Annotated in this window: 19 protein-coding genes; 4 read left to right on the top strand and 15 right to left on the bottom strand. The window is 47.0% G+C overall.

Annotated elements, in window-relative coordinates; all coding sequences use genetic code 11:
• Window positions 1-163 precede the first annotated feature (163 nt).
• The 3 genes from C6P39_RS14040 to C6P39_RS14030 are packed head-to-tail and all read left to right on the top strand — an operon-like array spanning window position 164 to window position 4,361.
• On the top strand, window positions 164-1,102 hold the full coding sequence (locus tag C6P39_RS14040) for an AAA family ATPase (RefSeq protein WP_104804175.1): 939 nt from the start codon (window positions 164-166) through the stop codon (window positions 1,100-1,102).
• Entirely contained in the window at window positions 1,099-2,187 is a 1,089-nt protein-coding gene (locus tag C6P39_RS14035) for a DUF58 domain-containing protein (protein ID WP_095172178.1), read from the top strand. Before C6P39_RS14040 ends, C6P39_RS14035 begins: the two co-directional genes overlap by 4 nt.
• A complete protein-coding gene (locus C6P39_RS14030) occupies window positions 2,184-4,361 on the top strand; it encodes a transglutaminase TgpA family protein (protein WP_104804174.1) in 2,178 nt (725 codons plus the stop codon). The genes C6P39_RS14035 and C6P39_RS14030 overlap by 4 nt, the downstream gene beginning before the upstream one ends.
• A 21-nt stretch (window positions 4,362-4,382) precedes the next feature.
• On the opposite strand, the gene C6P39_RS14025 is transcribed toward C6P39_RS14030, so the two are convergent.
• From C6P39_RS14025 to C6P39_RS14000, 6 genes are all read right to left on the bottom strand, one after another.
• Window positions 4,383-6,263 (bottom strand): sensor domain-containing diguanylate cyclase/phosphohydrolase, encoded by a 1,881-nt coding sequence (locus C6P39_RS14025; RefSeq protein ID WP_158661568.1) that lies wholly within the window; start codon window positions 6,261-6,263, stop codon window positions 4,383-4,385.
• The gene (locus tag C6P39_RS14020; RefSeq protein ID WP_104804172.1) at window positions 6,179-6,883 is read right to left on the bottom strand and encodes a hypothetical protein; all 705 of its coding nucleotides are present in this window, start codon (window positions 6,881-6,883) and stop codon (window positions 6,179-6,181) included. Before C6P39_RS14020 ends, C6P39_RS14025 begins: the two co-directional genes overlap by 85 nt.
• 2 nt (window positions 6,884-6,885) lie before the next feature.
• The gene (locus C6P39_RS14015) at window positions 6,886-7,521 is read right to left on the bottom strand and encodes an endonuclease III domain-containing protein (protein WP_095172181.1); all 636 of its coding nucleotides are present in this window, start codon (window positions 7,519-7,521) and stop codon (window positions 6,886-6,888) included.
• A gap of 46 nt (window positions 7,522-7,567) precedes the next feature.
• The gene (locus C6P39_RS14010; RefSeq protein ID WP_104804171.1) at window positions 7,568-8,710 is read right to left on the bottom strand and encodes an aldo/keto reductase; all 1,143 of its coding nucleotides are present in this window, start codon (window positions 8,708-8,710) and stop codon (window positions 7,568-7,570) included.
• Window positions 8,711-8,734: 24 nt separating this feature from the next.
• A complete protein-coding gene (locus tag C6P39_RS14005; protein ID WP_104804170.1) occupies window positions 8,735-10,786 on the bottom strand; it encodes a methyl-accepting chemotaxis protein in 2,052 nt (683 codons plus the stop codon).
• A gap of 126 nt (window positions 10,787-10,912) precedes the next feature.
• The gene (locus C6P39_RS14000; RefSeq protein ID WP_104805933.1) at window positions 10,913-14,758 is read right to left on the bottom strand and encodes an ATP-binding protein; all 3,846 of its coding nucleotides are present in this window, start codon (window positions 14,756-14,758) and stop codon (window positions 10,913-10,915) included.
• Window positions 14,759-15,014: 256 nt separating this feature from the next.
• Here C6P39_RS14000 and C6P39_RS13995 point away from each other — a divergent pair, with 256 nt between their 5' ends.
• On the top strand, window positions 15,015-16,460 hold the full coding sequence (locus C6P39_RS13995) for a GntR family transcriptional regulator (RefSeq protein ID WP_242987045.1): 1,446 nt from the start codon (window positions 15,015-15,017) through the stop codon (window positions 16,458-16,460).
• On the opposite strand, the gene C6P39_RS13990 is transcribed toward C6P39_RS13995, so the two are convergent.
• The 9 genes from C6P39_RS13990 to C6P39_RS13950 all read right to left on the bottom strand — a co-directional run bounded on the left by C6P39_RS13990 (window position 16,454) and on the right by C6P39_RS13950 (window position 26,322).
• The gene (locus C6P39_RS13990) at window positions 16,454-18,145 is read right to left on the bottom strand and encodes a methyl-accepting chemotaxis protein (protein ID WP_104804168.1); all 1,692 of its coding nucleotides are present in this window, start codon (window positions 18,143-18,145) and stop codon (window positions 16,454-16,456) included. The two genes, C6P39_RS13995 and C6P39_RS13990, sit on opposite strands and share 7 nt — an antisense overlap.
• Before the next feature lie 151 nt (window positions 18,146-18,296).
• The gene (locus tag C6P39_RS28755) at window positions 18,297-18,449 is read right to left on the bottom strand and encodes a GNAT family N-acetyltransferase (RefSeq protein ID WP_408608522.1); all 153 of its coding nucleotides are present in this window, start codon (window positions 18,447-18,449) and stop codon (window positions 18,297-18,299) included.
• Between the two features lie 75 nt (window positions 18,450-18,524).
• Complete coding sequence (locus C6P39_RS13980; protein WP_104804167.1) at window positions 18,525-18,956, bottom strand: GNAT family N-acetyltransferase; 432 nt, start codon at window positions 18,954-18,956, stop codon at window positions 18,525-18,527.
• A gap of 62 nt (window positions 18,957-19,018) precedes the next feature.
• Window positions 19,019-19,390: a hypothetical protein gene (locus tag C6P39_RS13975; RefSeq protein WP_104805931.1), complete on the bottom strand. Its 372-nt coding sequence runs from the start codon at window positions 19,388-19,390 to the stop codon at window positions 19,019-19,021.
• A 544-nt stretch (window positions 19,391-19,934) separates the two neighbouring features.
• A complete protein-coding gene (locus tag C6P39_RS13970; RefSeq protein WP_095172186.1) occupies window positions 19,935-20,942 on the bottom strand; it encodes a PDDEXK nuclease domain-containing protein in 1,008 nt (335 codons plus the stop codon).
• 57 nt (window positions 20,943-20,999) lie between these two features.
• Window positions 21,000-21,665 carry a hypothetical protein gene (locus C6P39_RS13965; protein WP_104804166.1) on the bottom strand — a complete coding sequence of 222 codons (666 nt, stop codon included), beginning with the start codon at window positions 21,663-21,665 and terminating at the stop codon, window positions 21,000-21,002.
• A gap of 652 nt (window positions 21,666-22,317) precedes the next feature.
• Window positions 22,318-23,478 (bottom strand): 23S rRNA (uracil(1939)-C(5))-methyltransferase RlmD, encoded by a 1,161-nt coding sequence (gene rlmD / locus C6P39_RS13960; protein ID WP_104804165.1) that lies wholly within the window; start codon window positions 23,476-23,478, stop codon window positions 22,318-22,320.
• 145 nt (window positions 23,479-23,623) lie between these two features.
• On the bottom strand, window positions 23,624-25,405 hold the full coding sequence (locus C6P39_RS13955; protein WP_104804164.1) for a cobaltochelatase CobT-related protein: 1,782 nt from the start codon (window positions 25,403-25,405) through the stop codon (window positions 23,624-23,626).
• Complete coding sequence (locus C6P39_RS13950) at window positions 25,402-26,322, bottom strand: AAA family ATPase (protein WP_095172189.1); 921 nt, start codon at window positions 26,320-26,322, stop codon at window positions 25,402-25,404. Before C6P39_RS13950 ends, C6P39_RS13955 begins: the two co-directional genes overlap by 4 nt.
• Window positions 26,323-26,332: the final 10 nt, after the last annotated feature.

Below are 26,332 nucleotides of genomic sequence, written 5' to 3'. Positions count from 1 at the left end.
ACATTATACCTGTTTTTTTTCTGCTGCGCAATAACCATTGCGCTTCACAGGGCAGCCCGCGGACAATAAGCAATAATGGGCAGATAAAAGCTTTTTTGAACATTTACACTGTTCCTTTACTTTGTTATTATAATACTATACGAAAAACAAGGGGGGATCTTATATGCCTCAGTCAGAAATATTGAAAAAGATCATGGACAACATGGAATCTGCCATTGTGGGGAAACGCAGGGTCATAGAACTGGCACTGGTCACCCTACTTTCCGACGGCCACCTTCTTCTGGAGGATGTACCCGGAGTGGGAAAGACAACCTTGGGAAAATCGCTTGCCCAGTCTATTCAGTGCAGTTTTGCCAGAATCCAGTTTACCCCTGATACCCTGCCGGGGGACGTGACCGGCATGTCCATGTACCAGATGCAGACCGGGGAATTCCGTTATGTTCCCGGTGTTGTAATGAATGACATCCTGCTGGCCGACGAAATCAACCGCACCTCCCCCAAGACCCAGGCAAGTCTTCTGGAGGCCATGGAGGAACAGCAGGTCACAGTGGATGGCACCACATATGCACTGCCTGAGCTTTTCATGGTGATCGCCACACAGAATCCTGTGGAACAGCTTGGCACCTACCGTCTGCCGGAGGCACAGCTTGACCGGTTTATGATGAAGATCTCCATGGGATATCCTGAGACCCCTGCAGACGAGGCTGATATTGTGCGGCGCATGGTAAACGGAGAACCCCTGAAAAAGCTCGGCCCGGTTAGTACCAGGGAGGAACTTATAAGTATCAAAGAGGAGATCAAAACAGTCACCGTACACCATGATGTGATGGCTTACGCGGTAGAAATTGCCAGAAATACCAGAAAAAGCAGATATTTATCCCTGGGTGCAAGCCCCAGAGCCGCCATTGCCCTGGTGCGGGCTGCCAAAAGCCGTGCCTATCTGGAGGGGCGCATGTATACCACGCCTGAAGATATTGCGGCTCTGGCGCCTCCGGTGCTCCTGCACAGGCTGATCCTGTCTTCCGAGGCCAGGCTGGAGGGAAAAAAGGAAAAGGAGATGCTGCAGGAAGCCATGCGCTCAGCTCATGTACCTGTCCTGTGAAAAAAGCCGCCTATCTGCTTTTTCTCATAGGCAGCACCGTGCTGGTCAGCTTTCAGGGCAAGGCAGTTTCCTATCTGCTCTTCTACTTTGCCCTGCTGCTGCCGCTGCTGGCCCTGCTTTACTCTGCCTATGTGTATTACCGCTTTAAGATCGTACAGGATGTATCACACCTTGTGGTAAAAGGAGAGAAAGTACCCTACCGCCTTATTCTCGGCAATGAGGACTTTCTGCCATTTACCGATATTACCCTGCACTTTTATACGGATATGGTCAGAATGCAGCATGACAGCTCAGAACAAAAAATGGACCATCTCTGTCTTCTCCCCCATACGCAGAAACAGATGGATACGAAAATGTACTGTAAATACAGAGGCACCTATCCCGTTGGTGTGAAAAGTGTCACGGTCACGGATTTTCTGGGTCTTTTTACCATCACTTATCCTATGATGTCCCAGGTCCGCCTGACCGCTAAACCACGCATTCTTCCTCTGGAGCGCCTGAATCTGGCACTGCAGAAAAAGGACCCGAAAAACACGCTGTTCCCCACCACGCGTCTGCAGAACCTGCCCGACTATGAAGTACGCCGCTATCAAAGCGGGGACTCCAAAAAATACATACACTGGAAAAATTCTGCCAGGACCGGAGAACTTCTTGTCCGAAAACAGATGCCGGAGGAGTTGTTTGAAACGATCGTTATACTGGATTTATATCCAATCCAAGGGGATACGGAAAAACGGCTGCAGACAGAGGACAATATACTGGAAGCTGCCCTCTCCTTTCTGCAGGACTGTTATCTGAAAAAGATCCCGGTCCGGGTGGTCTATATGGATTCGGAGCTCAGGGAATTACTCATAGATGTCCGCTCCGGTTTCGACGCCTTTTATGAAAAATGCGCAGATATGGCCTTTGAGTCCCCGCTTCCCCTTGAACAAGTGTGGAGCCGGTATGCCGCCCGCCTGGCAGGTACCGGGGCATACATTCTCATCACCGCCTCCCTGACACCGGCTCTTACAGAGGCTGCCCGGGAGAGCCGCCTGCTTGGAAACGAAGTGCTGTGTATTAATGCAGGAGAGTTGCGTTTATGAAAAGATACCGTGAATTGATTGGAAGATATCATGAAAGTCTCCATGGAGCCTGTCTCTGTACAGGCTTTCTTTTGCTGGCTGATTCTTTCTGGGATCTGAACTGGCCTTCACTGCTTTTGACTGTGTGTGCCGTACTTTTCTGTTTTCTTCTCCACTATGCGGTTCAGAAAGAGGCTGTCATTCCTGCCGGTCTTCTTCTGGTCATCCTTCATTTTGGGGTTCTGCTCTTTTTCCATTTCACCCACAGGGATCCGCAGCTTTTCCTGCCCTTCCTGGCAATGGAAACCGCCTGCATCGCCGCGTCCGTTTACTGTTATTTTGCAGTCCGCCGCCTGTATTTGGCCCTGCCTCTCCTTGCGTCAGAACTGGCCTGCCTTATTTATTACGGGGTGGAAGGAATTCCTTTGTCAAAGTGGACTATCTGCCTGATATTTTTCTGCTGTATGTTGTTTCTGGCGGAAGCTGCAGGCCGGAAAAAGGGAGTGGGAAAACAGGATGTGTTTTTCCTTGCCCCGCTTTTTCTGGCATCTCTTCTTCTGCTCAGCCTGCTCCCTGTAAAGGATACCCCCATCCGCTGGGAGAGGATCCGTAATGCGGCGGACGCAGTACAGGAAAAAGCCGCCGCCCTGATCGTAAGCCTGGATTATCTCTTCTCCGGCACCTCAGGCACTTATTCCCTGGCCCATACCGGATACAGTTCTAAGGGAAACCTTGGCGGCAGTCTGGTCCAATCCAATAAAGCCCAGATCTCCGTTGCCGGGGACCGGACCAAATCGCCCCTGTACCTGAAGGGAACGGTCTACGACACTTACACGGGAACCTCCTGGGAACAAGGCCCCCTCTCCCCCAAAAACGGCACGAGAGAATACCGGGAACAATACAGGCAGATAAACGAAGCACTGACCACTTCCGGGCTGACAGATGAGGAGATCCGCTCTCTGACCCATCTGTGTACAGTGGAAATAAAATTCGAGGGACTGAAAACAAAAAGCCTGTTCCACGCGCCGAATACCTGGCGGTTTCATCTGCCGGACGCGCTGGAACCGGACACTTTTGGGGGCACCATTCTTCTTCCCAAGGCCAAAGGGGTTGGATTTACCTATGAAGTGCAGTTTTTGGAAATCAATTATAAAAGTGACGATTTCCGAAAACTACTGACAGAGGCCCCTGCCTCTCACAGCGATAGATCCTGTACTGCCCTTCCCGAAGACCTTCCTTTACGGGTTTACGATCTGGCCAAAGAGATCACCCGCGGCTGCGGGACTCCCTACGAAGAGCTGGAAGCCATCCGCACATACCTGAGCAGCTATCAATATACCACCACTGTGGACTCTCCTGAGGAGGGCAGGGATTTTGCAGATGTCTTTCTCTTTGACACAAAGACCGGCTACTGTACTTCCTTTGCCACAGCCATGGCCATACTTGGGCGCTGCCGCAGCATTCCCACCCGATACGTGGAGGGATTTGCCACAGACCGTACCTGTGACACGGAAAACACCCAGATACATCTTGGGGGGTCCAGTGCCCATGCCTGGGCCGAAGCTTATCTGGAGCCAATAGGCTGGGTGCCTTTTGACCCCACCCCCGGATATTCTTCGGACACGGCTTCCGGCTGGGAGGAGCATGCCCCCGAGGACGCTTCTTCCCCTTCATCTCCAGGCACGCCCGGCAGTATGGATGGTTCCCCTGCACAGAACAGAGAAGAGGACACCCCTGCGGATGAGCCCCGGACAGCAGCAGGCCTATACAAAGGATTTCTGCGCACACTTTTAAAGCTCCTGCCCATTTTTATCCTTCTGGCTGCTGCCTGTGTTCTTGGGACTGCTGTTCTCCTGTTCCGGAAATTCATGCGGCACAGAGCCTATGCCTCTATGGATGACTACCAAAAGATACTTTTCCTCATGGATAAACTCTTCCGGCTTGGAAAACTGTCGAACCTGCCATTCCAGGAGGGAGAAACCCTTCTGGAATATGAAGAAAAGGCCGCAGGTGCCCTTGATGCGCCCGATGCAGCCTTGACTGATCTGTTCCGGATCTTCCGCCAAATCCGCTATGGAGGACAGAAGGCTTCACCGGAAACCGTATTATATATGGAAGCCTATATCCGCTCCCTGGAAAAGCAGTATATAAACAACTGCTCCCGCACAGGCCGGATGCTGTACCGCCTGCGGTAGGTACGGCATCCATCCGCTCACTCAGCGGATCTCAATGATACCGTCCCTGACACATCTGACAAAAACAGGCACAAGCCTGGGATCAAACTGTCTGCCGGATTCCTCCTCCAGATTGCGGAGGGCATCCTCCACCTCTATTCCGGGCTTGTAGCTTCTCACAGTGACCATGGCGTCAAAGGAATCCGCAACACACAGAATTCTGGCCATAAGGGGAATCTCTTCCCCTTTTATGCCTCGTGGATACCCTTTTCCGTCATATCTCTCATGATGGCCTATCACAGCCGGTATTACATAGTCCAGAGAGGGCAGGTGCCGGATAATGCCGATGGAAAGTTCCACATGGGATTTCACTTTCTCATATTCTTCGGGGGTAAGCCTGCCCGGCTTATTCAAAACGCTCTCCTCAATCCCAATCTTGCCGATATCGTGAAGAAGCCCTGCCTCATAGATGATCTTAAGCCCCTCCTCATTCATACCGTAAGCTCTCGCCAGTTCCCTTGCGTAATAAGCCACATTTTCCGAATGGCTGAAGGTATAGTGGTCCTTAGCATCAATGGCAGCTGTCAGCGCATAGATGGTCGGCGCGTAGTCGGAATAAACACCCGGCTGGTACCCCATCTGTGAAGGGCGCTCCCCGCCGTTGCCTTCCTTATAAATGACTGTCCTGTTTTTCCCGGCCTTCTTTGCATAATAGACCGCCGTGTCTGCATGGCCGATCAGATCGTGGAAATCGTGGATGGGACAGACCCCCAAAGCAATCCCGCAGCTCACGGTGAGGATCTTCATGGCATTTTCACCGGATGTAGAATTCATCTCCCGCACCTGCTCTGATATCCTGTCTGCAACCGCCTTTGCCTCCTCCTCCGTGGTCCCGGGAAGCATGACGGTAAAAACTTTACCGGAATATCTGGCCACCATTCCCTTTTTTCCCACCTCTGCCTGGATGATCTCTGCGATCCGCTTCAGGGCATCATCCCCCGCCCCCGTGCCGTAGAGTTGGTTGTACAGCTTAAAATCATCCACATCAATCATAATGATGGAGCCAAAGGCATAGGTCTGGCTCTCACAGCACTGTTCCAGCACCTCATAAAAATATTTGCGGTTGGCTGCTCCGGTCAGATAATCCCTCCTGGCCTCCTGATACGCTTTCTCATAAAGCCTGGAATTCTGTATGGCGATAAACGCTACTGAGCTAATTGATTCAAAGAAATTCAGGTCTCCGGCAGTGTATTTCTCCCCGTTCTTTTTCCCGGTCAGAAAGATCAGTCCCAGATATTGTTCATCATCTTTTATTCCGGCAATACACTCAATCTTATATTTGGGCATTTTTCTGCGTATCTCAGCCATGAATTTTTTATATTCCGGTGTATTCCTGTGCTCTCTTGAAAGAATGCATCCCCCGGATTCTCTCAGCAGGCCAAAAACCTTCTCATCCTTTGGTATGACACAGGATATTTCCTCTGTCTTTTGGTTTCCCTGTGTCAGCACATAATCCCCGGCTTCATCTTTCAGGAAAATAAGAACCGCCTCAGCCGGCACTGCTTTTTCTATGGTCTGCATCAGCTGTCCCAGGATCTCTCCCACATTTGTCAGATAGGAGACCCCTGTACTGAATTCTCCGATACACCTGGACTGCGTGATCTCATCCTTTTCAAAGACGGTATCAAGGGCTGCCTTGATGATAAAATAGATCAATACTGCTGCCAGGACCATACTGAGTGCTGCGACCATGGTAAGCTGCGTCTCTTTAAATCCAAAATATTTCTCTAAAGCCGCGTTATAATTCGGGATGAAACTATAAAAAATGAGCGTAGAGATCACAAAGGCTGCCACAAAACAGTTAGCTTTTGACACCAGAAGGTCAAGACGGAACAGGCGCTTTTGATACAACGCATAATACACACAGACCGCAAGACAATACCAGAACAGATATCAATGGGAAAACCACGAAACACCGGAAGGGCAATCCCTATCTGTCCCAGTGCCAGCGCCCCGATTCCCAACCACACCGGCCTTAAACTTTTTCCTGCAAATTTATTTTCTCTGCTGTTCTCATATACCATACGGCTGCATGCAAACAAAGCCCCGCCCTCCACCAGAAACGGGATCACCACCTGCCAGCGCAAATGGTAAACATAGGCACTGCCGCCGTTTCCCAGGCTCAGGACCTCCGGGGGCTGCACAAAAATACTGTATTTGTAATTCACCAACAGCATGAGAATGATCGCTGCCGTCCAGAAATGGATATGGTACGACTTTTCAACACGCAGAAATCTTTTCAGAAAGCGGTAGAAAACAAGCGGAATCATCAAAAGCCCCGTGAGGGAAACATGAAACCAGAAACCCTCGGAGGGCCAATAGGCAAGCCTCATAAAGAGGGAACCGCTGGCCCATATGACCATGGTCAGCAAAAGTTCCATAAAAGCGTAGATCGCCGCATCCTTCTTTGCTGCCAAGAAGGATATCAGCAAAAATAGGTAACAGAACAGCGCAATGATCGGTACAATCGTAAAACTGCTCATCCTCACACACCATTCTTCTGACAGATATCCTGCAGGCAGCATTTTTCACAGTAAGGTTTTGTTCTGGCTGTACACACATCTCTGCCGTGGAACACCAGCCTGTGGCAGAAATCGCTGCCCTCCTCAGGGGGGATCAGCTTCCAAAGGGCCATCTCCACTTTCTTAGGGTCTTTTATGGCGTCCACAAGACCTATGCGGTTGACCAGGCGGATACAGTGGGTATCTGTCACGATCGCCGGTTCCCCGAACACATCCCCCATGATCAGATTGGCGCTTTTGCGCCCCACTCCCGGCAGTTTCAGAAGGGCATTAAAGTCAGAGGGCACCCTGCCGCTGTACTCATCCCTCAATATTTTCATGCAGGCACTGATATCCCTGGCTTTGCTCTTTCCCAAGCCGCAGGGCTTCACGATCCGCTCAATATCCTCCACATCTGCCTCCGCAAGTGCATTCACATCCGGATATTCTGCGTATAGATCCTGTACTACCACGTTGACTCTGGCATCTGTACACTGGGCTGCCAGACGGACACTGACAAGCAGCTTCCATGCCTGGTCATAATCCAGGGTGCATCCCACATCAGGGTATTCCTTTTTTAACCGTTCCACTACTTCCAGTGCCAGTTTCTCTTTCGTCATAGTCTCTTTTCCTTTCTAATCGTTGTTCAGGCTGCATAAGATGGGGCTATTTGAATAGTTTTTCCGCTTTTCTCATTTTTTCTGTGATGGCCACGCCAAAGGGGCAGTTATCCTCACAGCTTTTACACTCCGCGCAGTCCTTCCCATTTGCAGTCAGGCCTTCATAATGGGCCTTCAGCGCCGCAGGAACCTCCGGCTGCATCACTGCCAGGTCATACAGTTTGTTCACCATGGCAATGTCGATTCCGGAGGGACACGGTGCGCAGTGCCCGCAATAGGTACACTGTCCATAATAAGCGTGTGCCGGGGCATTGGCAAGCACTGTGGCATAATCCTTTTCTTTCTCTGAGGCTGTTTCATACGCCACCGCCTGGTCTACATGTTCAGGCGTGTCATATCCCACCATGACACTGGCAACTCCCGGACGCGTCAGGGCATAGTGCAGACACTGCACCGGTGTCAGCGCCACTTGAAACGGGGATGTCTCAGCGGAAAACAGACGTCCGCCCGCATACCCTTTCATGACCGTAATGCCTACACCGTTCTTTTCACAGATCCTGTACAGTTCCGCCCGCTCAGGTGCAATGCCTCCCAACTTTTCATCATAGCTTTCTTTAAAATACTCAGTCATGTCCTCACTTGCGGGAAGCATGTCAAACGCCGGGTTGATGCTGAATAAGATTATTTCGATCTTACCGCTCACGGCAGCCAGCTTTGCAACTGCCGGGTTGTGGGTGCTCATTCCAATATGCCGGATCATCCCCTTTTCTTTCAGTTCCCCGGCATATACGTAGAATTCCCCATCCATGATTCGATGAAATTCTTCTTCCTCATCCACAAAATGGATCATGCCTAAATCTATGTAATCTGTTCCCAGACGCTCCAGCAGGTCGCTGAAAGCAGCCTTAGCCTGCGCCAGGTCACGGGTCCTTACATACTGGCCGCCCTGCCAGGTGGAGCCCAGGTGTCCCTGGATGATCCAGTTTTGTCTCCTTCCTTTGATTGCTGCGCCGATATTTGACCTTACATTCGGCTCTGACATCCAGCAGTCCAGAATATTGATTCCCGCTTCCTCACAGTGCAGGACCACCTCTTTTACCTCCCGGGCATTATGCCGCTCCAGCCACTCTGCACCCAGGCCTATCTCGCTGACCTTTAGTCCTGTGCTCCCAAGTTCTCTGTATCTCATCTTATCCTCCCTTTCCTTCTGATGTTATTTTTTGATACTGAATTTTCCAATCAGTTCTTTTAAGATCTGCGCCTGGGCGGAAAGCTCCTCGCTGGCGGCAGCACTCTCCTCCGCGGTACCGGAGTTTACCTGAACCACGCCGGAAATCTGCTCTATCCCCTGTGATACCTGTTCTGCGGAATGGGCCTGCTCACCGGATGCCTCTGAGATCTTGTCAATGGCGTCAGCCACCCCGCCAACTCCTTCTACCACACGTTTCAGTGTCTTTGCGGTTTCGTCCGCAAGCACCGCTCCATTTTCCACAGCTCTCAAGGAACTCTCTATCAGCACCGTGGTGTTTCTGGATGCCTCCGCGCTCTTGTTGGCAAGGTTTCTCACCTCCCCTGCAACTACAGCAAATCCCCTGCCGCTCTCCCCGGCTCTGGCTGCCTCCACAGCGGCATTCAGCGCCAGTATATTGGTCTGGAACGCAATGTCCTCAATCGTCTTGACGATATTGCCTATTTCCCGTGAACATTCTCTCAGCTCCTGCATTGCCGCCAGCATTTCCTGCATACGGGTGTCGCTGGCAGCCGCCTCCCGGCCCACATCCGCAGCTCTTTGGCTGGCCTTTGCGGCGCTCTCCGCATTAGCGGCGATCTGTGCGGAGATCTCCCCGATACTCTCTGCCAGCTCTTCCACTGCGCCCGCCTGTTCCGACGCGCCCTGGGCAAGGGACTGGGCACCTTCTGAAACCTGCTCTGAACCACAGGACACCTGTTCCGCGGAGACATTGATCTGCCCCAGCGTTACATTCAGTGACTCAATGATCTGTTCCAGCGCCTCCCGGATGAACCGCAGATCACCGATGTAACTGCCATTTACCGTCACATCCAGATTGCCATGTGATATCTCACTCAAAATATGAGTGATATCATGTATCATTTCTTTCAGCGTACTGACAGAGGAACGGATGCTGCCAGCCATACGTCCAATCTCATCATTGCCGTATTCTTTGATCGTAACCTCCAGATTCCCGGCGGAAAACTCCTCCATATTGCTGCTGATCTCCGCAAGGGGCTTCATCATCCTGCTGGTAACGGCTATCACAATAACTGCCAGGAGTCCGAGTATGACAGCAGACAGCAGCACAAGTACAGCGATCAGATGATTCCTGGTTGCATTGACCTCTGACAAAGGCAGTGTGGCAGCGGCCAGCCAGCCTGTTGTTTCGCAGTTTCTGAACATGGAGATATAGGCAGTATCACTGTAATGAAAATCCACAACTCCATTGTAACTGCTTTTTACTTTTTCTTTGTAGTCATTGGAGATGTCCAGTTCCTCCACATTTTTTCCCATTGCTGTGGGGTCATCGCTGTATATGTAATCTGAATCGTCGGAGATCACCTCCAGATATCCCTCTTCCCCCACCTTTATCTCTGAGAGAAGCTGTGACAGACTGCTCACAAAGACATCGAAACCTGCATAACCTGCAATATCCACACCGTTTTCAGAAAAAACCGGCGAAACCACAGACACGATCGATTCTCCTGAGGCGGGATCCAAGTAAGGCTCTGACACCACAGTTTTCTTCCCGTCAAGCAGGGACTGGCGCCATATGACGTTTTCCAGATTTGCATCCACTGTCTCACCGCTTGAAAGAAAGTAGCTGTCCGTCCTCTCGTCCGCGGCCCATACCTGCATAACCATCTGGTCAGACATACGCTCCAATGCCCCTGATAGTTCTTTTATCACCACATCTCTACCCTCATACCGGTCGATATCCTCCGCCGTATGCACGGCTTCAAAGTAATCCTGTAAAACAGCATTCTCCTCAAACATACTGACTGACGCAATTTTACTGCTGAAAAAATCATCCACAACAGAAACCGCATAATCTGTCTGCACATCCAAAAGTTTTTCATTAAGGTCTGAGATAGCACCCGCTGCCATTATGCAGGAAATAACAATTAAAATAGCCAGTGACGGCGTCAGCACCAACAGCAGGCTCCTGATGATCTTCCCGGAAACAGATTTTTTTCTCTTTTTCACAGGCTCATTACTATATTTATTTTCTCTACTTGAAATATCAGACATTGTTCTCCTCCAAGATTATGGCATCGGCCGGTCCTTGCGGACAGCAGCTCAATTCCAGTCAGAATATTTAACTTACATACAAAGTATTATACCATGTGCCCAACAAAAGGCCAATAGATTCCGGTGTCAATCCGTGTATTCCCCGTCATCGCCAAAATGCCGGCTGAATGCTTCTGCCAATGCAGACTGCAGCATCTTCATGTCAATGGGCTTCGCCACATGGGCCGTCATCCCTGCCTCAAATGCCGCTTTGATGTCCTCCGCAAATGCATTGGCAGTCATGGCAATGATGGGAATTTTCTTTGCATCCGGATGGTCCAGATCCCGAATCGCGCGGGTGGCTTCATAGCCATTCATTTTCGGCATCCGGATATCCATCAGTACGGCGTCATAGGTTCCCGGCGCTGCCCGCCTGAATGCCTCCACTGTCTGAAGGCCATCCGGCTGCAGGTCAGAGGAGGCTCCCTGCATCTGCAGAAGCTCACATAAAATTTCCGCGTTTATGTCATTATCCTCCGCGATCAGGAAATGACGTCCCTCCAATATCTTCGTCTTTCCCTTGCCTGAAAGCCCGGTTATCCTCTCCTCTTCTCCCCCAGCGTCTTCCGCCCTCTCAAATTCCAGTTCCACAACAAACTGAGACCCTTTCTCTTTCCTGCTCTTTACTGAAAGTCTGCCTTCCATTAAATCTACCAGGCGTTTTGTAATACTGAGTCCCAGGCCGGTCCCCTCCAGGTTTCCCACTGCCTGCTCACGGATAAACGGTTCAAAGATCCGGTCCAGAAATCCTTCTGTCATTCCAATCCCTGTATCTTTAACAGTAAACCGGTATCTGACATACCCCGGCTGCTTCTCAGGGCTCCTCTCTTCTATGAGGAAATCTACGCTGCCCCCCGCCGGAGTAAATTTAACGGCATTTCCAAGCAGATTGATCAAAACCTGGTTGATCCGCAGGGGATCTCCATAGAAAAAAGTATGAACTATATTTTTCCTGCAGACGGATAAATGCACACCCTGCTCTCCGGCCTGGGGCATGATAATAGCTGTAAGCTGTTCCAGCAGATCAGATAAGTGGATCTTCATACGGTTTAAGGTTATCTGAGATTGTTCGATCCGGCTCATATCCAAAACATCATTGATAAGGCTTAACAAATGCCTGCTGGAAACCGTGATCTTCTGCAGACAGTCCTCTATACGGCTGCGGTCATCCATATGTGCCTCTGCCAGAGTGGTCATGCCCACAATGGCGTTCATGGGTGTCCGGATATCATGGCTCATGGCGGACAGGAAATCACTTTTTGCCCGATTGGCCTCCTCCGCCAAACGCAGTGCTTCTTCCAGTTCTTTCTTTGTACTGCGCTCTGCTGCGATCATATCTGTCACATCTGCCCGGACCACGCAGACTATACTGTGATTCTGGTTTCCCCAGAGTACATTAAACTGCTTATAGCGAATACTGCCGTCCATCTCATAGGAAGCCACAAAATCATAACCTGACGGTTCTCTTTCCAGACGGGCAAGGACGGAGGTCAGCCGAAGCTGTGTCTGCAGTGTCTCCTCGGATTCCTCCAAAACAGAGGAACCGGCAAAAAGCGCAATGGCATCGGCATACTGTTCGATCACTTCCGGCGGCAGATTTTCCAAAACTGTTTTTCTGGTATACATGGTAAAACTACCGCTGTTCACATCCAGAAATCCCATGAGTTCAAAGGTGTACGCAAGCATATTCAAAAGCCCCTGCTGTTCCCTGACGGAATCCGTTATGTCGGTACACACAAGACAGTAACGCTCCAGCCACGGCTCCACGGAAGCAGCCGTCATTCTCTTAATGCGGATATTTCCATTGCTGTCTGTTATAGAATAAGTAAAAGTATAAGGTCCCTCTTTCAGCGTCCTGCGGATCTCATCTGCCTTCAAAGCCTCCGCATATGATCTGCTGTCCTTTGGCAGTACCACCGATCCAGCCATATAGGCCACTCTCTCTGAATGGCAGCCGCTCAGTGCAGGGGCCCCCACAGCACCCTCTCTGCGTGTCAGAACGGTGTACGTGTCATGAAGAAGATCCACATCCATAACATAATCATAGCTTGTGACTGTGAGCTGCCGAAAGATTCGTTTGGAGATGGTTTCCTCTGTAATATCCGTAACCGTAAGAATCCCAATGACCTCTCCCCCATCCGGCCCAGACAGAAGGTTTACCTTAAACCGGACATAACGCCCGTGTTTTTCCTTTGGCAGACGGATAAAGCATTCCATGGTCTGCTCTGTCTTATTTTCCGCAAATGCGCGCAGCATTGCATCATTCCAAAAAAGGGTTAAAAATTCGCTTCGGTCCTTCTCCCTTATGATAAGCCCTGCAAGTCCCTGATAGAGTGCTTTCCTGGATGTTCCGAACCGCTTCAGGAGGGCGGAATCCGTGGAATCCCGTATCTCCACCACCTTGTCCTTGGATATAATGCTGTGGCCAAGGATCAGTTCATTGGCCCCCGGTTTGTGGTAATGCTCCAGAAGCTGTTCTTCATACTGGCGCTGCAGCCGCCCCTTTTCCTCCATGGTTTTGCTGATATCCGTATAAACAATGTATATTCTGCGGACATTGCCTTCCGATGGCAGCATTGACAGCGTACTGCTGACCCAGATATAGCTCCCATCCTTCCGCTCCATGCGGGCAATAAGTTCACAGGATTTTTCTTTTCCCGCTAAAAAGTGCTGCAGCCTGCTCCGGTTTTCTTTTATATCCTCAGGATAAATTCCCGCAAAGATATTCTCATCATACAGCGCTTTTGCCTCCTCCACTGTCCGCTGCATCATGGCAGCAAAACCGCGGGAAATAAATTCCAGCTTCATGGCACCGTCCGGCTGATAGGTCATCATGGAGATACCTCCTGGAAATTGCTCCACCATGCTTCTGAAATAAAGGTCCAGGCGCTCTTTCTCTCTGCGTGTCTGAACGGACTCCGTAACATCCCGCATATATTTTACATAAGCGGGAATACCGTTCCAGTCTGTTTCCCGGTAGTATGCCTGAAAGATCTGCTCGGTCCCGTCTTCTTTTTTCTCATGCTCCTCCCCTTCCATCTTTCCTTTTGTCATACTGCAGAATTCACAGGGTGCATTTTTTCCATACAGTGCAGTGTAACATTTTTCCCCCAGACAGTTGGGCTTGTGTGAAAAAAGTCCCTCTGTTTCATTTATATAAAGGAGTTCATAGTTGTCTTTTGCTATAACATAAATGCCGTCTGCCGTCTCATTGGTAATATTTTGGAACAGTCGGCTCTCAGAGGACATTCCGGTAAAGACCGCATAGAACCGGGTGCTGTCCGTACCCGTTCCCATGCGCCGGCCATTTAAATGGATCCAGATCAGACTGCCGTTTTTATGGCGCATCCGGTAAGATACATCTAAGACTTCCCCTGTCTCAAACGCCCGCAAGGCGGCTGAAAGCACCCGCTCCCTGTCAGCCTTATAAATGACATCCAACGCGTCATGCTTTATCATCTCTTCATATTCTTCCCTGGTATGACCTGAAATTTCCATAACACCATCTGAATAATAAAGAGGGATAAAACGGCTCCCCTTAATCTCGTAACTGGCAATCCCTCCGGGAATAGAATTGACCAGGTGGTCCAGCTCGCACTCCACCTGTTTCTGCCGGCTGATATCCGCAATATACTCAATATGCGCCGGACGTCCTGCCCAGTCAATATCCCTGCCCGTAAAACGATAGGTATGCCCATTCTCCGGAATCAACAGTTCACGGAGAACCGGTTCATCTCCCGCCATTCCCGCAGGACATGCTTTACAGGGCGTATCATAACCAAATGCCTGATAGCAGGTCATCCGCTTTCCTCTGTATTTTGGGGAAATCATGGTCCTGGCCGCCTGATTGGCATAGAGAAGCTCCCTGTCATCCAGGGCACTTATAATAACAGATGTGGGTGAGTTATCAAGTATGGACTCAAGCTGGCCCATGGAAAGAATCACATCTTCCGTCACAGCAGGATACCTCCTCGTCTAATCAAATAATATAATACTTATGCATCCTTTGTTCACATACATAAAAATACTATTGCAAGTATAACAAAATACGCGAAAAATAGCAATATTCCGGGGGGATGTGCACGGAATCTCTGCATGGCGCACAGCTTGATCCTGTGGTAAAATATTTATGTTCATGCTATACTGATTTAAAATACTGATGGAAACAAAAGGAAATGAGGTAAGACTTGTGAAAGATGATACAGAACTGTGCAACGTAGTTTATGGTGTGTTAAAAACACACATTCAATTCGGGGTCTACCATTATGGCGATGCGCTTCCCACAATGGAACATGCTGCAGGCAGCTTTTTTGTCTCACTGGATACCATACGCCGGGCTTATCTGCGCCTGCAGAAGGACGGCTATATTACCATCTCCCAGAATGTAGGGTCTGTGGTCATAAAGGATTACAGTGAACAGCAGATAGAAGACCATGTCCAGCTCTTCTTTTCCCAGAGAAAAAATGCCCTGATCGATTTAAGTAAATCCATAGGACCGCTGACAGGTCATGCCCAGTGGCTCGGACTTAAAAATGCGCCTGCAAAGATGCTAAACAGTACGCCTTTGTCGGATGCCAACCATACATATCCTCCGACTTTTGCGTTCGACTACATTATGACAGCATATGCGTCATTAGGAAATGATCTTCTCCTTCGGCTGCTGTGGCAGATCTTTACCTTCTTTGAGGCACCTTTTTTCAGTACACCCAAAAATCCTTGGCATATGTCAGTTGTCACGGAATATGCACCGCGCTCTTTAGAATTTTGCCTGAAAAAAGACTGGGATTCTCTGCGTGGATCCATCCGCAGCGCACAGGACTCCATTTCCCTGTCCCTATGCCGGTTTTATGAAGAGAGGATCACCATGCCCGGGCCGTCCCAGGAGATCCCGTTCACATGGAGCCCGTATAAAAAGGCATCACAAATATGCTACTCACTGGCAATGGACCTTCTCACCTCCATCAGCCGGGGCCAGTATCCTGCAGGCACCTTCCTCCCTTCTCTGAGTCAGCTTTCCAAAGAGAGAAATGTATCTGTGAGCACGGTCCGCAGGGCACTTTCCCTGCTCAACGGCGTAGGTGCCACCAAATCCTTCAAGCGGATCGGAACTAAAGTGCTGTCTTACAAGGATACAGCGAAAAACTGTGATTTTACAAAACCTGCTGTCCGAAAACGGATGTTAGATATGGCACAAAGCCTGCAGATCCTGGCCTTATCCTGCAGGGATGTTTCGGAGATCACCATATCCTCGCTGGATACCGATGCCATACAGGATTGTCTGAAACGCTTGTCCGGACTGAAAGAACGTCAGCAGTATGAGCTGATCACTTATGCCACATTGGATATGCTGAGACAATATTCCCCTTATGAGGCTGTCCGTACCGTTTACACGGAGCTGCTGCAGCAGCTTTTCTGGGGATACACACTCTATAGTATATGGAAAAAGAGCGATGATAAAAAGGATCTGTATATTTCCTGCTTTGAAACCTTCAGCCGTTCCCTGAAAGAAACAGACGCCGTCTGTTTTTCCGAGAAACTGGAAGAACTTTTGATGCATGAGTTTCATTTCACGATCAGCAATCTGGTCCGATCAGGAATAAAAGAAGCGGAAGAGCTTCTGATCCCTGCTCACTGACAGGCGTCTGACTCCAGACGAAACTGTCCGGTCAGATCTTTCAGAAGCTGTGCCTGCGCTGACAGCTCTTCACTGGCAGCCGCGCTTTCTTCCGCTGTAGCGGAATTCGTCTGCACCACCTCAGAGATCCGTTCAATTCCCTGTTCTATCTGAAGGATGGAATCTGCCTGTTCTATGGAGGACGCTGTGATCTGCCCAATGATCTCGGTCACAAGCCCGACACTTTCCAGCACCGCGTCAAGTGAGTTGGCTGTCTCATCCGCAATACGTGTACCGCTCTTGACGGTATTCAGGGAATTCTCGATCAATGCGGCAGTGTCTTTGGATGCTGCCGCTGACTTTGTGGCAAGATTGCGGACTTCCGCTGCAACCACGGAAAATCCTCTGCCTGCTTCCCCGGCCCTGGCTGCTTCCACTGACGCATTGAGTGCAAGGATATTGGTCTGGAACGCAATATCTTCAATTGTCTTAATGATCTTACCGATCTCTCTGGAACTGGTGCTTATATCCGCCATGGCTGATACCATATCCTGCATCCTGCGGTTACTCTCACCTGCCTCGCTCCCCGCCGCATTTGCCCGCTGGTTTGCCTCTTCCGCGTAGTCTGCATTATGTTTTACATGATTGGAAATGCCTCTGATGGTCTCTGCAAGTTCTTCGATGGAGGATGCCTGCTCTGCTGCCCCCTGCGAAAGAGCCTGTGCTCCTGATGACACCTGGTCAGCTCCCGATGATACCTGGTCAGAAGACAGATTGATCTGCATCAATGTATCACTTAATGAGGTTTTGATCCGTTCAATAGATTCCAGCACTTTTCCAAAGTCCCCTACATACTTTTCCTCCGCTTTTGACCGCACATTAAAATTACCGTCTGCCATTTCTCCCAGCATGTTACCCTCATCCTGTATGATGGTCAAAAGTGAATCCACCACACTGCGCATACTGTCAGCCAAATGGCCCAGTTCGTCTTTTGCCGTATAACCGATAGCTGCAGCTCTCAGGTTTCCACGGGCCAGGTTATCCGCAGCCTGTTCCAGTTCCGAAACCGGCACAGTGATAGCCCTGGTAATATAACTGCCGAACAGAATACTGATCAAAATACTGCAGATTCCCAGAAAACTCAGCATAATTATAGCATTCCTCTGGTCTGCACGTATGTTTTCTATCAGCTCCTCTGCTTTGAGATCGCCATTCTCGATCAGAAGATCCAGTTCTTCCTGGGCCGCTTTTATGGTGGGAATATTGTTTGCCTCCATATACTCTGCCGCTTCCCTTGTTTTATTCTGAGATGCCAGTTCCAGGACCTGCTGTCTCATAGGGGCCAGCTTGGTGAACTGCGCCTCCAGCCTGGTTATGATCTGTTTGTCGCCAATAAAATGTTCCTTAACAATAGGAAGCTGTTCCTGTATTATCTTGGCTGACTCTTTGGCATTTTCTATGGCCTCACCGGTAATCGCCTCATCCTCATTGGCGATTGAACGGTACACCGCTTTCTGCATTCTCTCAAAATTGGAGTTGATTCTATTCGCGCTGCCTTTTACAAGAAACGGCCCGTCATAAAATGACTCAATCTGTTTGCTGAAATCTATAAGATTCACAATACTGACGGCCATTCCTGTAATAAGGAACAGAAGTATAACAACATAAGATATAACCAACTTTTTACTGATTCTTAAGTTCTTCATTTTCACCTTCCCCGAGCTAAAAACAATTGTCCCCATCTTTGTTCATATACATAAATATTATTTTAAGTATAACAAACCATGGTAAAAATAGCAACATTTTACCATGGTTCCTGTTTGATTCTTCTGTAGTTCCGGTTTGTTTTTCTGCCAATTATCGGAGAATATGTGATTCCATCGGCGTATATCTTATTCCGTGGGTGATTTGTTCCGAATCCGTATCTGTGAATCCCAGATGACGGTAGAAGCTCCTTAATAGGGTAGGTGATGTTTGATCAGTGACGTAGAGATGTGGATGCGGCTTAATGGCAGCTGGGATTCATTTAGATAAATCTTGTTTCTGTCCGGACCGCAAAGCTCCATGTTATGTAAATCTATGAAGCTACAGACGAAGTATTAGTTTCTGGCACGGATAATCGAATACTGTCAATTTTTCATCATCCGTAAACCCGCAGGCATGATAACAAGCTCTTGCAGGAATCCCTTTGGGATCTCCATCCTGGAATGTGATTACCTCAATGATATCTCCCGCTGTAAACCATCGTGACATTTCCGAAATCAGCCTTTTCGCCACACCCCTTTTTCTGTACTTGGGATGGACAGCAAGAAAAGTCAGTTCTTTTTCTTTTTTAGAACACATAAGCAGACCTGCTATCCTGCCGTCTTCCGTCTCCACGATTGCTTCCTCATTGCTGACAGCATTGTTTACTGCCTCTAAAAATTCCTTTTCTTTGTACCCGGCGAAGTCATCTTTTACCAGTTCCATCATGGATAATATTTGACTTTCATCGCTCTTTACCGCATATCTGATCATTTTCTTACCTGCTTTCTGATTCTGCTGCTGAGTGATACGCAGCAAGCTGTATGTAGTATATTTTACTTTACTTTGTAGACTTTGATTTTGAATTTTCCGGTAAAATTATTACACTGTGCATTTAATGTATAGGTATCTGTTTTTTTCAGGGTGTAATACGTTTCTAATTCTTTTGCCTTATCTAATCGGTATACTTCCCTGCCCTCGGAATCATGCAGGATCATTTCCAATTTCCCCTCCTTTACATTAGATGCCAAGGAGAATTTTATTTTATCCCCTGCCTTCCCTGAAAATGAAATGGTGGAAGTTATGGTTTCCTGCTCTGTATAATTGCCATTTATGTTGCCTAATGATTTCGGGCGGGTCAGTAGGTAAATGCCTGTTATAAGAATAATTATACATATAGTGCTTATGGTTATGATTTTCTTTTTCAATTTTTTATACCTCATTTATGAATCATAGCTTTTGCATAGAATTATTATCTTCCAGATTGCTTAATCCTCTTTAATATCACGACATGAATCAATAAAATCTTTACTCAATCCATGCTGCTGAAACAAAGTCAGTATTTTTTCATCCCTCAGTAAAGCATCCCTTATCAAATTATATGTGCACTGATATTCGGGGGAATTATCATTTACCAAACCGTATTGTGATTGAATCAGTTCAAATATGAGTGACAAATTTTGCGCAGTTTTTCTCTATCATTTTGAATAATTTGTTAAAACACAACTCCATTTTCTCCAAACAACCCCGCAAAAATCAAGGCTTCCGCACGAGAAGCACGGCGGTTTCAACGTGCGGTGGAACGTATATTTTATACTACATGGCAAAAGTATTTCCATTACATAATGGTGGGATAAATTTCTTCATCAATTTTACCCCTCTTACCCCTTTTGAACGAAAATCACCCCTTTATTAATAAATTTGTCCCTTTCAATAACCCTCCCACAAAAATCACACTTTCTTTAAGTAAAGTTATTTTGATTTTTCTTTATCATATTCCAATGCTCTGTACTCTCTTTGCAATTCCTGTAACAGCTCTTCTTCGCTTGGAAGGTATAGCTTATACTTTGACGCAAAAATCTGTATTTCATTTTCTGGCAATGTATACTTTACTACAGATTCACTTTTATCCGCACAAAGTACAATTCCTATCGGTGGATTATCCCCCTCATTCATCAATTCACGTTCGTAATAATGGACATACATCTGCATTTGTCCCAAATCCTGATGTGTCAAATCTCCGATTTTTAAATCAATTAATACAAAACATTTCAAAATATAATTATAAAAAACAAGATCTATTCGGAAATGCCGGCCATCAAATGTAATCCTCTTCTGTCTGGCAACAAAAGAAAATCCTCTCCCCAATTCTAAGAGAAACTTTTGCAAATGCGTTATCAATGCTTCTTCAAGATCACTCTCATAAAAATCGTCTTTTGGATTCAATCCCAGAAACTCTAAGACGTATGGATCGCGGATAATATCCTCTAGTACTTTTGCAGACTCCAATTTCTGGATTTCTTCCGAAACTTTTTCTTTATTTTGGCTGGATAACAGCCTTTCATAAAAGAAAGAATTAATTTGCCTTTCCAACTGCCGTGTACTCCAATTTGACTTTATTGCCTCTTCTATATAGAACTGGCGCGCGTTTTTATTTTCCACACGCATAAGCAGACGATAATGTGTCCAACTCAATTCGTCACGCAGTGCGTGACTATTTGGAAATGTCAGATAAAACTGTCTCATGTATTTAAGATTAGTCGGTGTAAAACCTTTACCAAAATCTACAGTCATTTGTTTGGATAATTCCGCTATTAATCTACTCCCATATTCTGCTTTTTCATAGCCATCCTGCTGTTCCACGATACTTTTCCCTATATTCCAATATGCTTCCACCATTGCAAAGTTTGCTGTTTGATATACTTTGTTTCTGGCTTCTAAAAGAATTTTTTTAATTTGTTCATAGAATTGTTGTTCCATGGCTTCTCCTTTTATCAAACTCTATCTTTATTCTTTGTATAAGATATGATAAACTCTCTAAAAATAAATTGCAAAATGGAAACAGTCTTTCTCATTTCCTAAAAACATACAATTATATTCTTCTTTTTTATAACCTATAGGACTATATGGGAGTTTTTGATAAGCCAATCCATAATTGTATTCCAAATCAGAACTATAGGTGGGAATCTTTGGTCTATGTAAAAAAGGAAAATAGCATAATCTGCTTTCATTTACAAGAGGATGTCCTCCACTTCCGATACCGAGTTGGATTATTTTTGAAATTGATCTCACACAATTAAACCATCCTAAGATAAACGCCACTTTCCCCTTATTACCATTATCAATTTCAGTTAATAACCAATCAAAATCATCTTGATATTCCTTCCATCTCTTGCTTGCAGAATATTTACCCGAAGTCCCCTTCCAATTTTTCAAATATTTTACTTCTATCTTAAATTTTTTTGTCTCAATGCATAAATCATGGTTAACTTTTTTTGAAATACCTTTACATCCTTCTCCAACAGTGTAATGCACCATTTGCTTAAATGGATATCCAATCCTTACAATTATATCCATCTCATTAAATTTCGTATCAGCAATTTCTTTTAAATCCTTCTTACTATAATTTTGATATGAAGTATTTAAATCATCTATAATAAATAAACATGTTGATAATAAATACTGGTCAATATGTGGTTCCACCCTATTTATCCCCCTTTGCCTTATATGTTCTATTTATTACCTCTATTGTTTACACAATTCAAACTTCTAGGCATTAAAATATAGCGTTTAATATTTTATCTCGATTAACACAAAGAAATATTCTACATCAAGCCAAGATGTTAGAAATCTAATTATTATCAAATGATAATGAAGATGCCTGATATTATTATCACAATAATAGATCAGGCAACTATCCTCATTCAATATAAATAAAACTATTTTTTCAATCCACAGGGGTATGGGTATTTCTCCTGACATTTTTTATTATATCACTTTCACAATAAAATTCAATAGGTTTAATAGCTTTATATATAATCATTAGTGATGTTTTTCTGTTTAGAGAAATTGAAATATTCTAGCAAATCAATGAACGACTATAAGTAAATACAGATTTATTAAAAGAACACTTTTTATACCTCCCACCTTTTCTTTTTGATTTTATTTGCTATACAGTTTGTTCTTTTGCCAAATAGTAAAGGTTCTGCCGGATTGTATCTTTTGTCCAACAAAACCCTCATTTTCAAACTCTCCGGCGTTATCCTCGTCCCCACTTATGGGGAAACTTATCCATCTCACTTCCCGTAAAAACACAATTCCATTTTCTCATATAATCCCGCAACCCCGCCTAGAATCAACCTTTCCGCACGAGAAGCACGGCGGTTTCCACATGCTCCGTCCAAGCAAACATATCATAAGGCACCGCCCTCACCGCCTCATACCCCTTCCTTACCAAATACCGCAGATCCCTTGCCAGGGTCTCCGGATTACAGGAGATATACACCACCTTTTCCGGCCCCAGTTTCACCACGGAAGACAGAAAGGCTTCATCACTGCCAGCTCTGGGCGGGTCCATGAAAACCACGTCTGCCCGCTTTCCTTCTGCGGCCATCTGCACCATGAATGCCCCGGCATCTCCTTGGAATACCTTGAAATTTTTACTGCCATTTCTCTTTGCATTGATTCCCGCGTCGCGCACTGCATCCTTATTTAATTCCACACCGATCACTTCCTTCGCATGTTTAGATGCGATCAGGCCGATGGTACCAATACCGCAGTATGCGTCAATCACCCGCTCTTTGCCTGTAAGGCCCGCAAATTCCACAGCTTTCCCATACAGTTTTTCCGTCTGCACAGGATTCACCTGATAAAAAGAAGAAGGCGAGATGCGGAAAATACAGCCGCAGAGCTCATCCTCAATATATCCCTTTCCGTAAATGGTAATGTTCCTCTCCCCCAGCACCATGCTTGTCCGCCTATCATTCACATTCAAAACAACCGTTGTGATCTCCGGATGCAGTTTTCTCAGAGCCTTCACAAAATTATTCTTTGATGGAAAAATAGGTGAGACCAATACTAAAACCACCATAATTTCCCCACTTGTAAATCCCCTGCGCACCATGACATGCCGCAGAAGCCCGTATCCGCTGTCCTCATTATAAATCTTGATTTTAAATGACCTCAGAAGCCCCCGGATATCCCTCACAATGGCGTCTGCTTTCTCATCTTCGATGAGACAGTCATCCACAGGCACGACTCTGTGGGTTCCCTCTGCGTATTTTCCGGAAACAACACTTCCGTCCCGAAGATGCGCAAACGCAGCATGTATCTTATTCCTGTAATGATAAGGATTCTCCATCCCTACAATAGGCTCCACTTTGCAGATTCCTTTTAAAAGTTTCCGCACCTGTTTTTCTTTCATATCTGTCTGTTCTTTATAAGAAGTCCCCTTGCAACTGCATCCTCCGCATTTTTTCACTACAGGACATTTTTTGATCTCCAATTTATTTGCCATACATAATAACCTTTCTTTCCTTTGATTTTCACCACGCAGTTCACATCCCTGCTGCTTTCCATCTATTATATCTGTTAATACTGTCCGCGTCCATATAAAACAACGGCAGATTCCTCCGTATCACCGAAGGCCCCTGCCGTCTGCACTACTCCTCTTTCTCCAGCTGCCGTATCAGATATCTTCCCACAACTTTTGAAAATCCGTTCACATCATGGATATAAGCAAAATCCTTTCCAAAGATTTTCTTCTCTGCCGGCAAATCTTTTTCTTCCCCGGCAAAAACACCGAGTACACACACACCCTGGTTCCTCAGCCTCCGCACCTCAAAAGCGGTATCCGATATGGCGTATTTTCCCTGGTATGGCTGCGGATTTCTGGCGTTTGGGCGGTTCAGGATCACATCGTATGGCCGCCCGTCACTTAACACGATCAGTACCTTATGCTCCTCATCCCGGTTCAGCAATTCGTGACCCGCGGCTTTCAGAGCCAGACCATCCCTGTTGTTGGAGGATGTAATATATTCAAAAATGTTGCTGTTTGCACTCCTGTCATCTTCATAACTGCGGAAACGCTGCATAATAGTGTAGTCCCAAAAAGTACAGAAACTCATGACCCGGTGAGGAATATTCACATTACTCAGTGCTTCGCTTAAAATGTAAGCCTGCATGGCAACCTGTCCCTGCCTGCTTCTCTGAGACCCGCTGGCGTCAATCAACACATCTACCACAAAATCACTGTTATCCTGCTTCAGCTCCCGCACAAAAAATTTTGCGTCCTGTGTCCTGCCAATCCGCCACAGACGGGAGGGAATGATCTTTCCTCTGTCTGAAAGCACTTCATCTGTTTCATCCCGCATGGTAAATGCCTTTTTCAGCATATCGGTGAGTGTCCAGATATTATTCTTCACCATCCTGTGATTGTTGTGGTAAGCATATAGATTTTTATCTTTCTGCTTTTTGGCGTATTCATACTGGTAATTGCGGAGAACGGGATTCTTTAAAACCCCCTCCGTAAAATACAGGCTGCAGTCCGCGTGGATACCTCTGCACAATAAATAATTCAGGCGTTTTTCCTCCGGCTCGGTCAAATAGGTCTTCCCGTAATTTCTCTGTACATAACTGTACATACGTTCCAGGGCTTTTTCATCAACCAGCAGAACCTTTTTCTTATTGGTGCTCTCCTCTTCCCTGTCCTCCTCCTGTTCCTGTTGTTTTGCCTGCTCCATCATGTCCAGGTTTGTCATGCTTTCCGTCACTTTATCCAGATAAGCGGAAAAGGTCTCCTCCAAAGCCTCCTCCTCCAGATAATCTTTCCAGGAAAACTCTGTCAATTCCTCCAAAGTGACAGCCAGCACGCGCTCCAGAGAACCGTGCTGCTTTACAAACTGAGGGTCCACAATCTCATTATAAAGAAAATCCACTGTCCGTATGACTTCCATGGTGTCCACAGCATTTTTCAGCTCATAAACTCTCTCCATAAAACCCCGAAGTCTGTTTGTGGCCGGTTCCTCCCCATTCAGAGCTTCCTTAAAAAGGGATATTTTCAACCGGCCTGCCTCATACCCCACTAATTGGGAAAAATCCAGCTCCAAGGTGTCCTCAAAAGCTTTTGTCCTGATCTCCCCTACGCCTTCCCTCTCCTCCATGATGCGGTCACAGACCGCCCACTCAATACAAAGCTGTGCAAGGCTGATCAATTCCCCTTCCTGGGCGTGAAGGTATATTTTCTTAACCAGATACAGGGAAAGCTCTTCCCTGTCAAAATAGCGGGCAAAGGCGCCCTGTTTGATGCCGTCATAAAGGGCGATATACCTGGAACGCCGGAAACTCTCCAAATCCGGTTTTACATCCAGGGTATAATCCCCGCTTACTGTCCACATCAAGTTGCGTATTCTGTTTTCCAGCTCCAGCTCAAACTCTTCTCTCATTGAAATACATCCCCTGTGGTCCAGGATTCCGGTATCCGTGTCATGACCACATCCTGGACAATCTCTTTTTCAAACACATCAAAACATTTGTTAACTACACCCATGCGCACCGCAAGCGCCGGATGGAGTCCACAGGAAACTGCCTTCAATGCTCCCAGCATTCCCCGCAGATCCAAAGACTTTGTGGTGATCTCACTGTTGCCTGCCTTTGTCTGTAAATCCATGAAAAGTCCGATCCACTGCTTCAGCGCATTTTCTTTGATCTGTGGAAATTTTCTGCGGAATATATATTCCAGGGTCTCCTCATTCTGAGGCGGCATGTCGATCACAAGGAAACGGGAAACCAGCGCCTCGTTCAACTCTTTTGTACCTGCATATCCGTAATTCATGGTTCCGATAAAACGTGCGGCGTCATGCAGATCTATCTTGTCATATCCCGGCACATCAATACAGCGCCTGTAATCCAAAGAAGCGTGAAGAACAGAAACCGCATCATTCTTTGCCATGTTGATCTCATCCAAAACCCCAAAGCCGCCGAATTCCGCGCATCGGTAAATACTTCCCTTGCGCAGTTCCACTTCATTATTCACAAAGGTGTCTGTGCCGATCAGATCACCGCTGTTGGTATTTACATGGAAGGAAACATTGTATACCGGCCTGGCGAAAATCCATGCCAGATTCTCTGCCAGCATATTTTTCCCTGTAGCCTTAGGACCTGTCAGAAGCAGGTTCTCCCCCTCCAAAAGTGCGGCAATACCCATTTCCAGCACTTCTCTGCCGTAAAATGGCATGTCCGGGCAGATCACGCGCCCTTTCGCCTCCTCCGCCACGTCATACCTTGACCGAAATTCCTCCACCCCGTCAATGAGGCCGCGGTCCACACCCTGTTCCCGTAAAAATTCCAATTCTTTATCCATTTTCAATTCC

Origin of the sequence: Blautia marasmi (genome assembly GCF_900258535.1) — a bacterium.
Taxonomy (GTDB): Bacteria; Bacillota; Clostridia; order Lachnospirales; family Lachnospiraceae; genus Blautia; species Blautia hominis.
This window is presented reverse-complemented; position numbering and strand designations above follow the sequence as displayed.

Coding starts and splice junctions, on each gene's coding strand:
- C6P39_RS13950 (WP_095172189.1), bottom strand. CDS start 26,322: ATGGATAAAGAATTGGAATTTTTACGGGAACAGGGTGTGGACCGCGGC.
- C6P39_RS14015 (WP_095172181.1), bottom strand. CDS start 7,521: ATGACGAAAGAGAAACTGGCACTGGAAGTAGTGGAACGGTTAAAAAAG.
- C6P39_RS14000 (WP_104805933.1), bottom strand. CDS start 14,758: ATGGGCCAGCTTGAGTCCATACTTGATAACTCACCCACATCTGTTATT.
- C6P39_RS13990 (WP_104804168.1), bottom strand. CDS start 18,145: ATGAAGAACTTAAGAATCAGTAAAAAGTTGGTTATATCTTATGTTGTT.
- C6P39_RS14030 (WP_104804174.1), top strand. CDS start 2,184: ATGAAAAGATACCGTGAATTGATTGGAAGATATCATGAAAGTCTCCAT.
- C6P39_RS14010 (WP_104804171.1), bottom strand. CDS start 8,710: ATGAGATACAGAGAACTTGGGAGCACAGGACTAAAGGTCAGCGAGATA.
- C6P39_RS14005 (WP_104804170.1), bottom strand. CDS start 10,786: ATGTCTGATATTTCAAGTAGAGAAAATAAATATAGTAATGAGCCTGTG.
- C6P39_RS13970 (WP_095172186.1), bottom strand. CDS start 20,942: ATGGAACAACAATTCTATGAACAAATTAAAAAAATTCTTTTAGAAGCC.
- C6P39_RS14020 (WP_104804172.1), bottom strand. CDS start 6,883: ATGAGCAGTTTTACGATTGTACCGATCATTGCGCTGTTCTGTTACCTA.
- C6P39_RS13980 (WP_104804167.1), bottom strand. CDS start 18,956: ATGATCAGATATGCGGTAAAGAGCGATGAAAGTCAAATATTATCCATG.
- rlmD (WP_104804165.1), bottom strand. CDS start 23,478: ATGGCAAATAAATTGGAGATCAAAAAATGTCCTGTAGTGAAAAAATGC.
- C6P39_RS14040 (WP_104804175.1), top strand. CDS start 164: ATGCCTCAGTCAGAAATATTGAAAAAGATCATGGACAACATGGAATCT.
- C6P39_RS13955 (WP_104804164.1), bottom strand. CDS start 25,405: ATGAGAGAAGAGTTTGAGCTGGAGCTGGAAAACAGAATACGCAACTTG.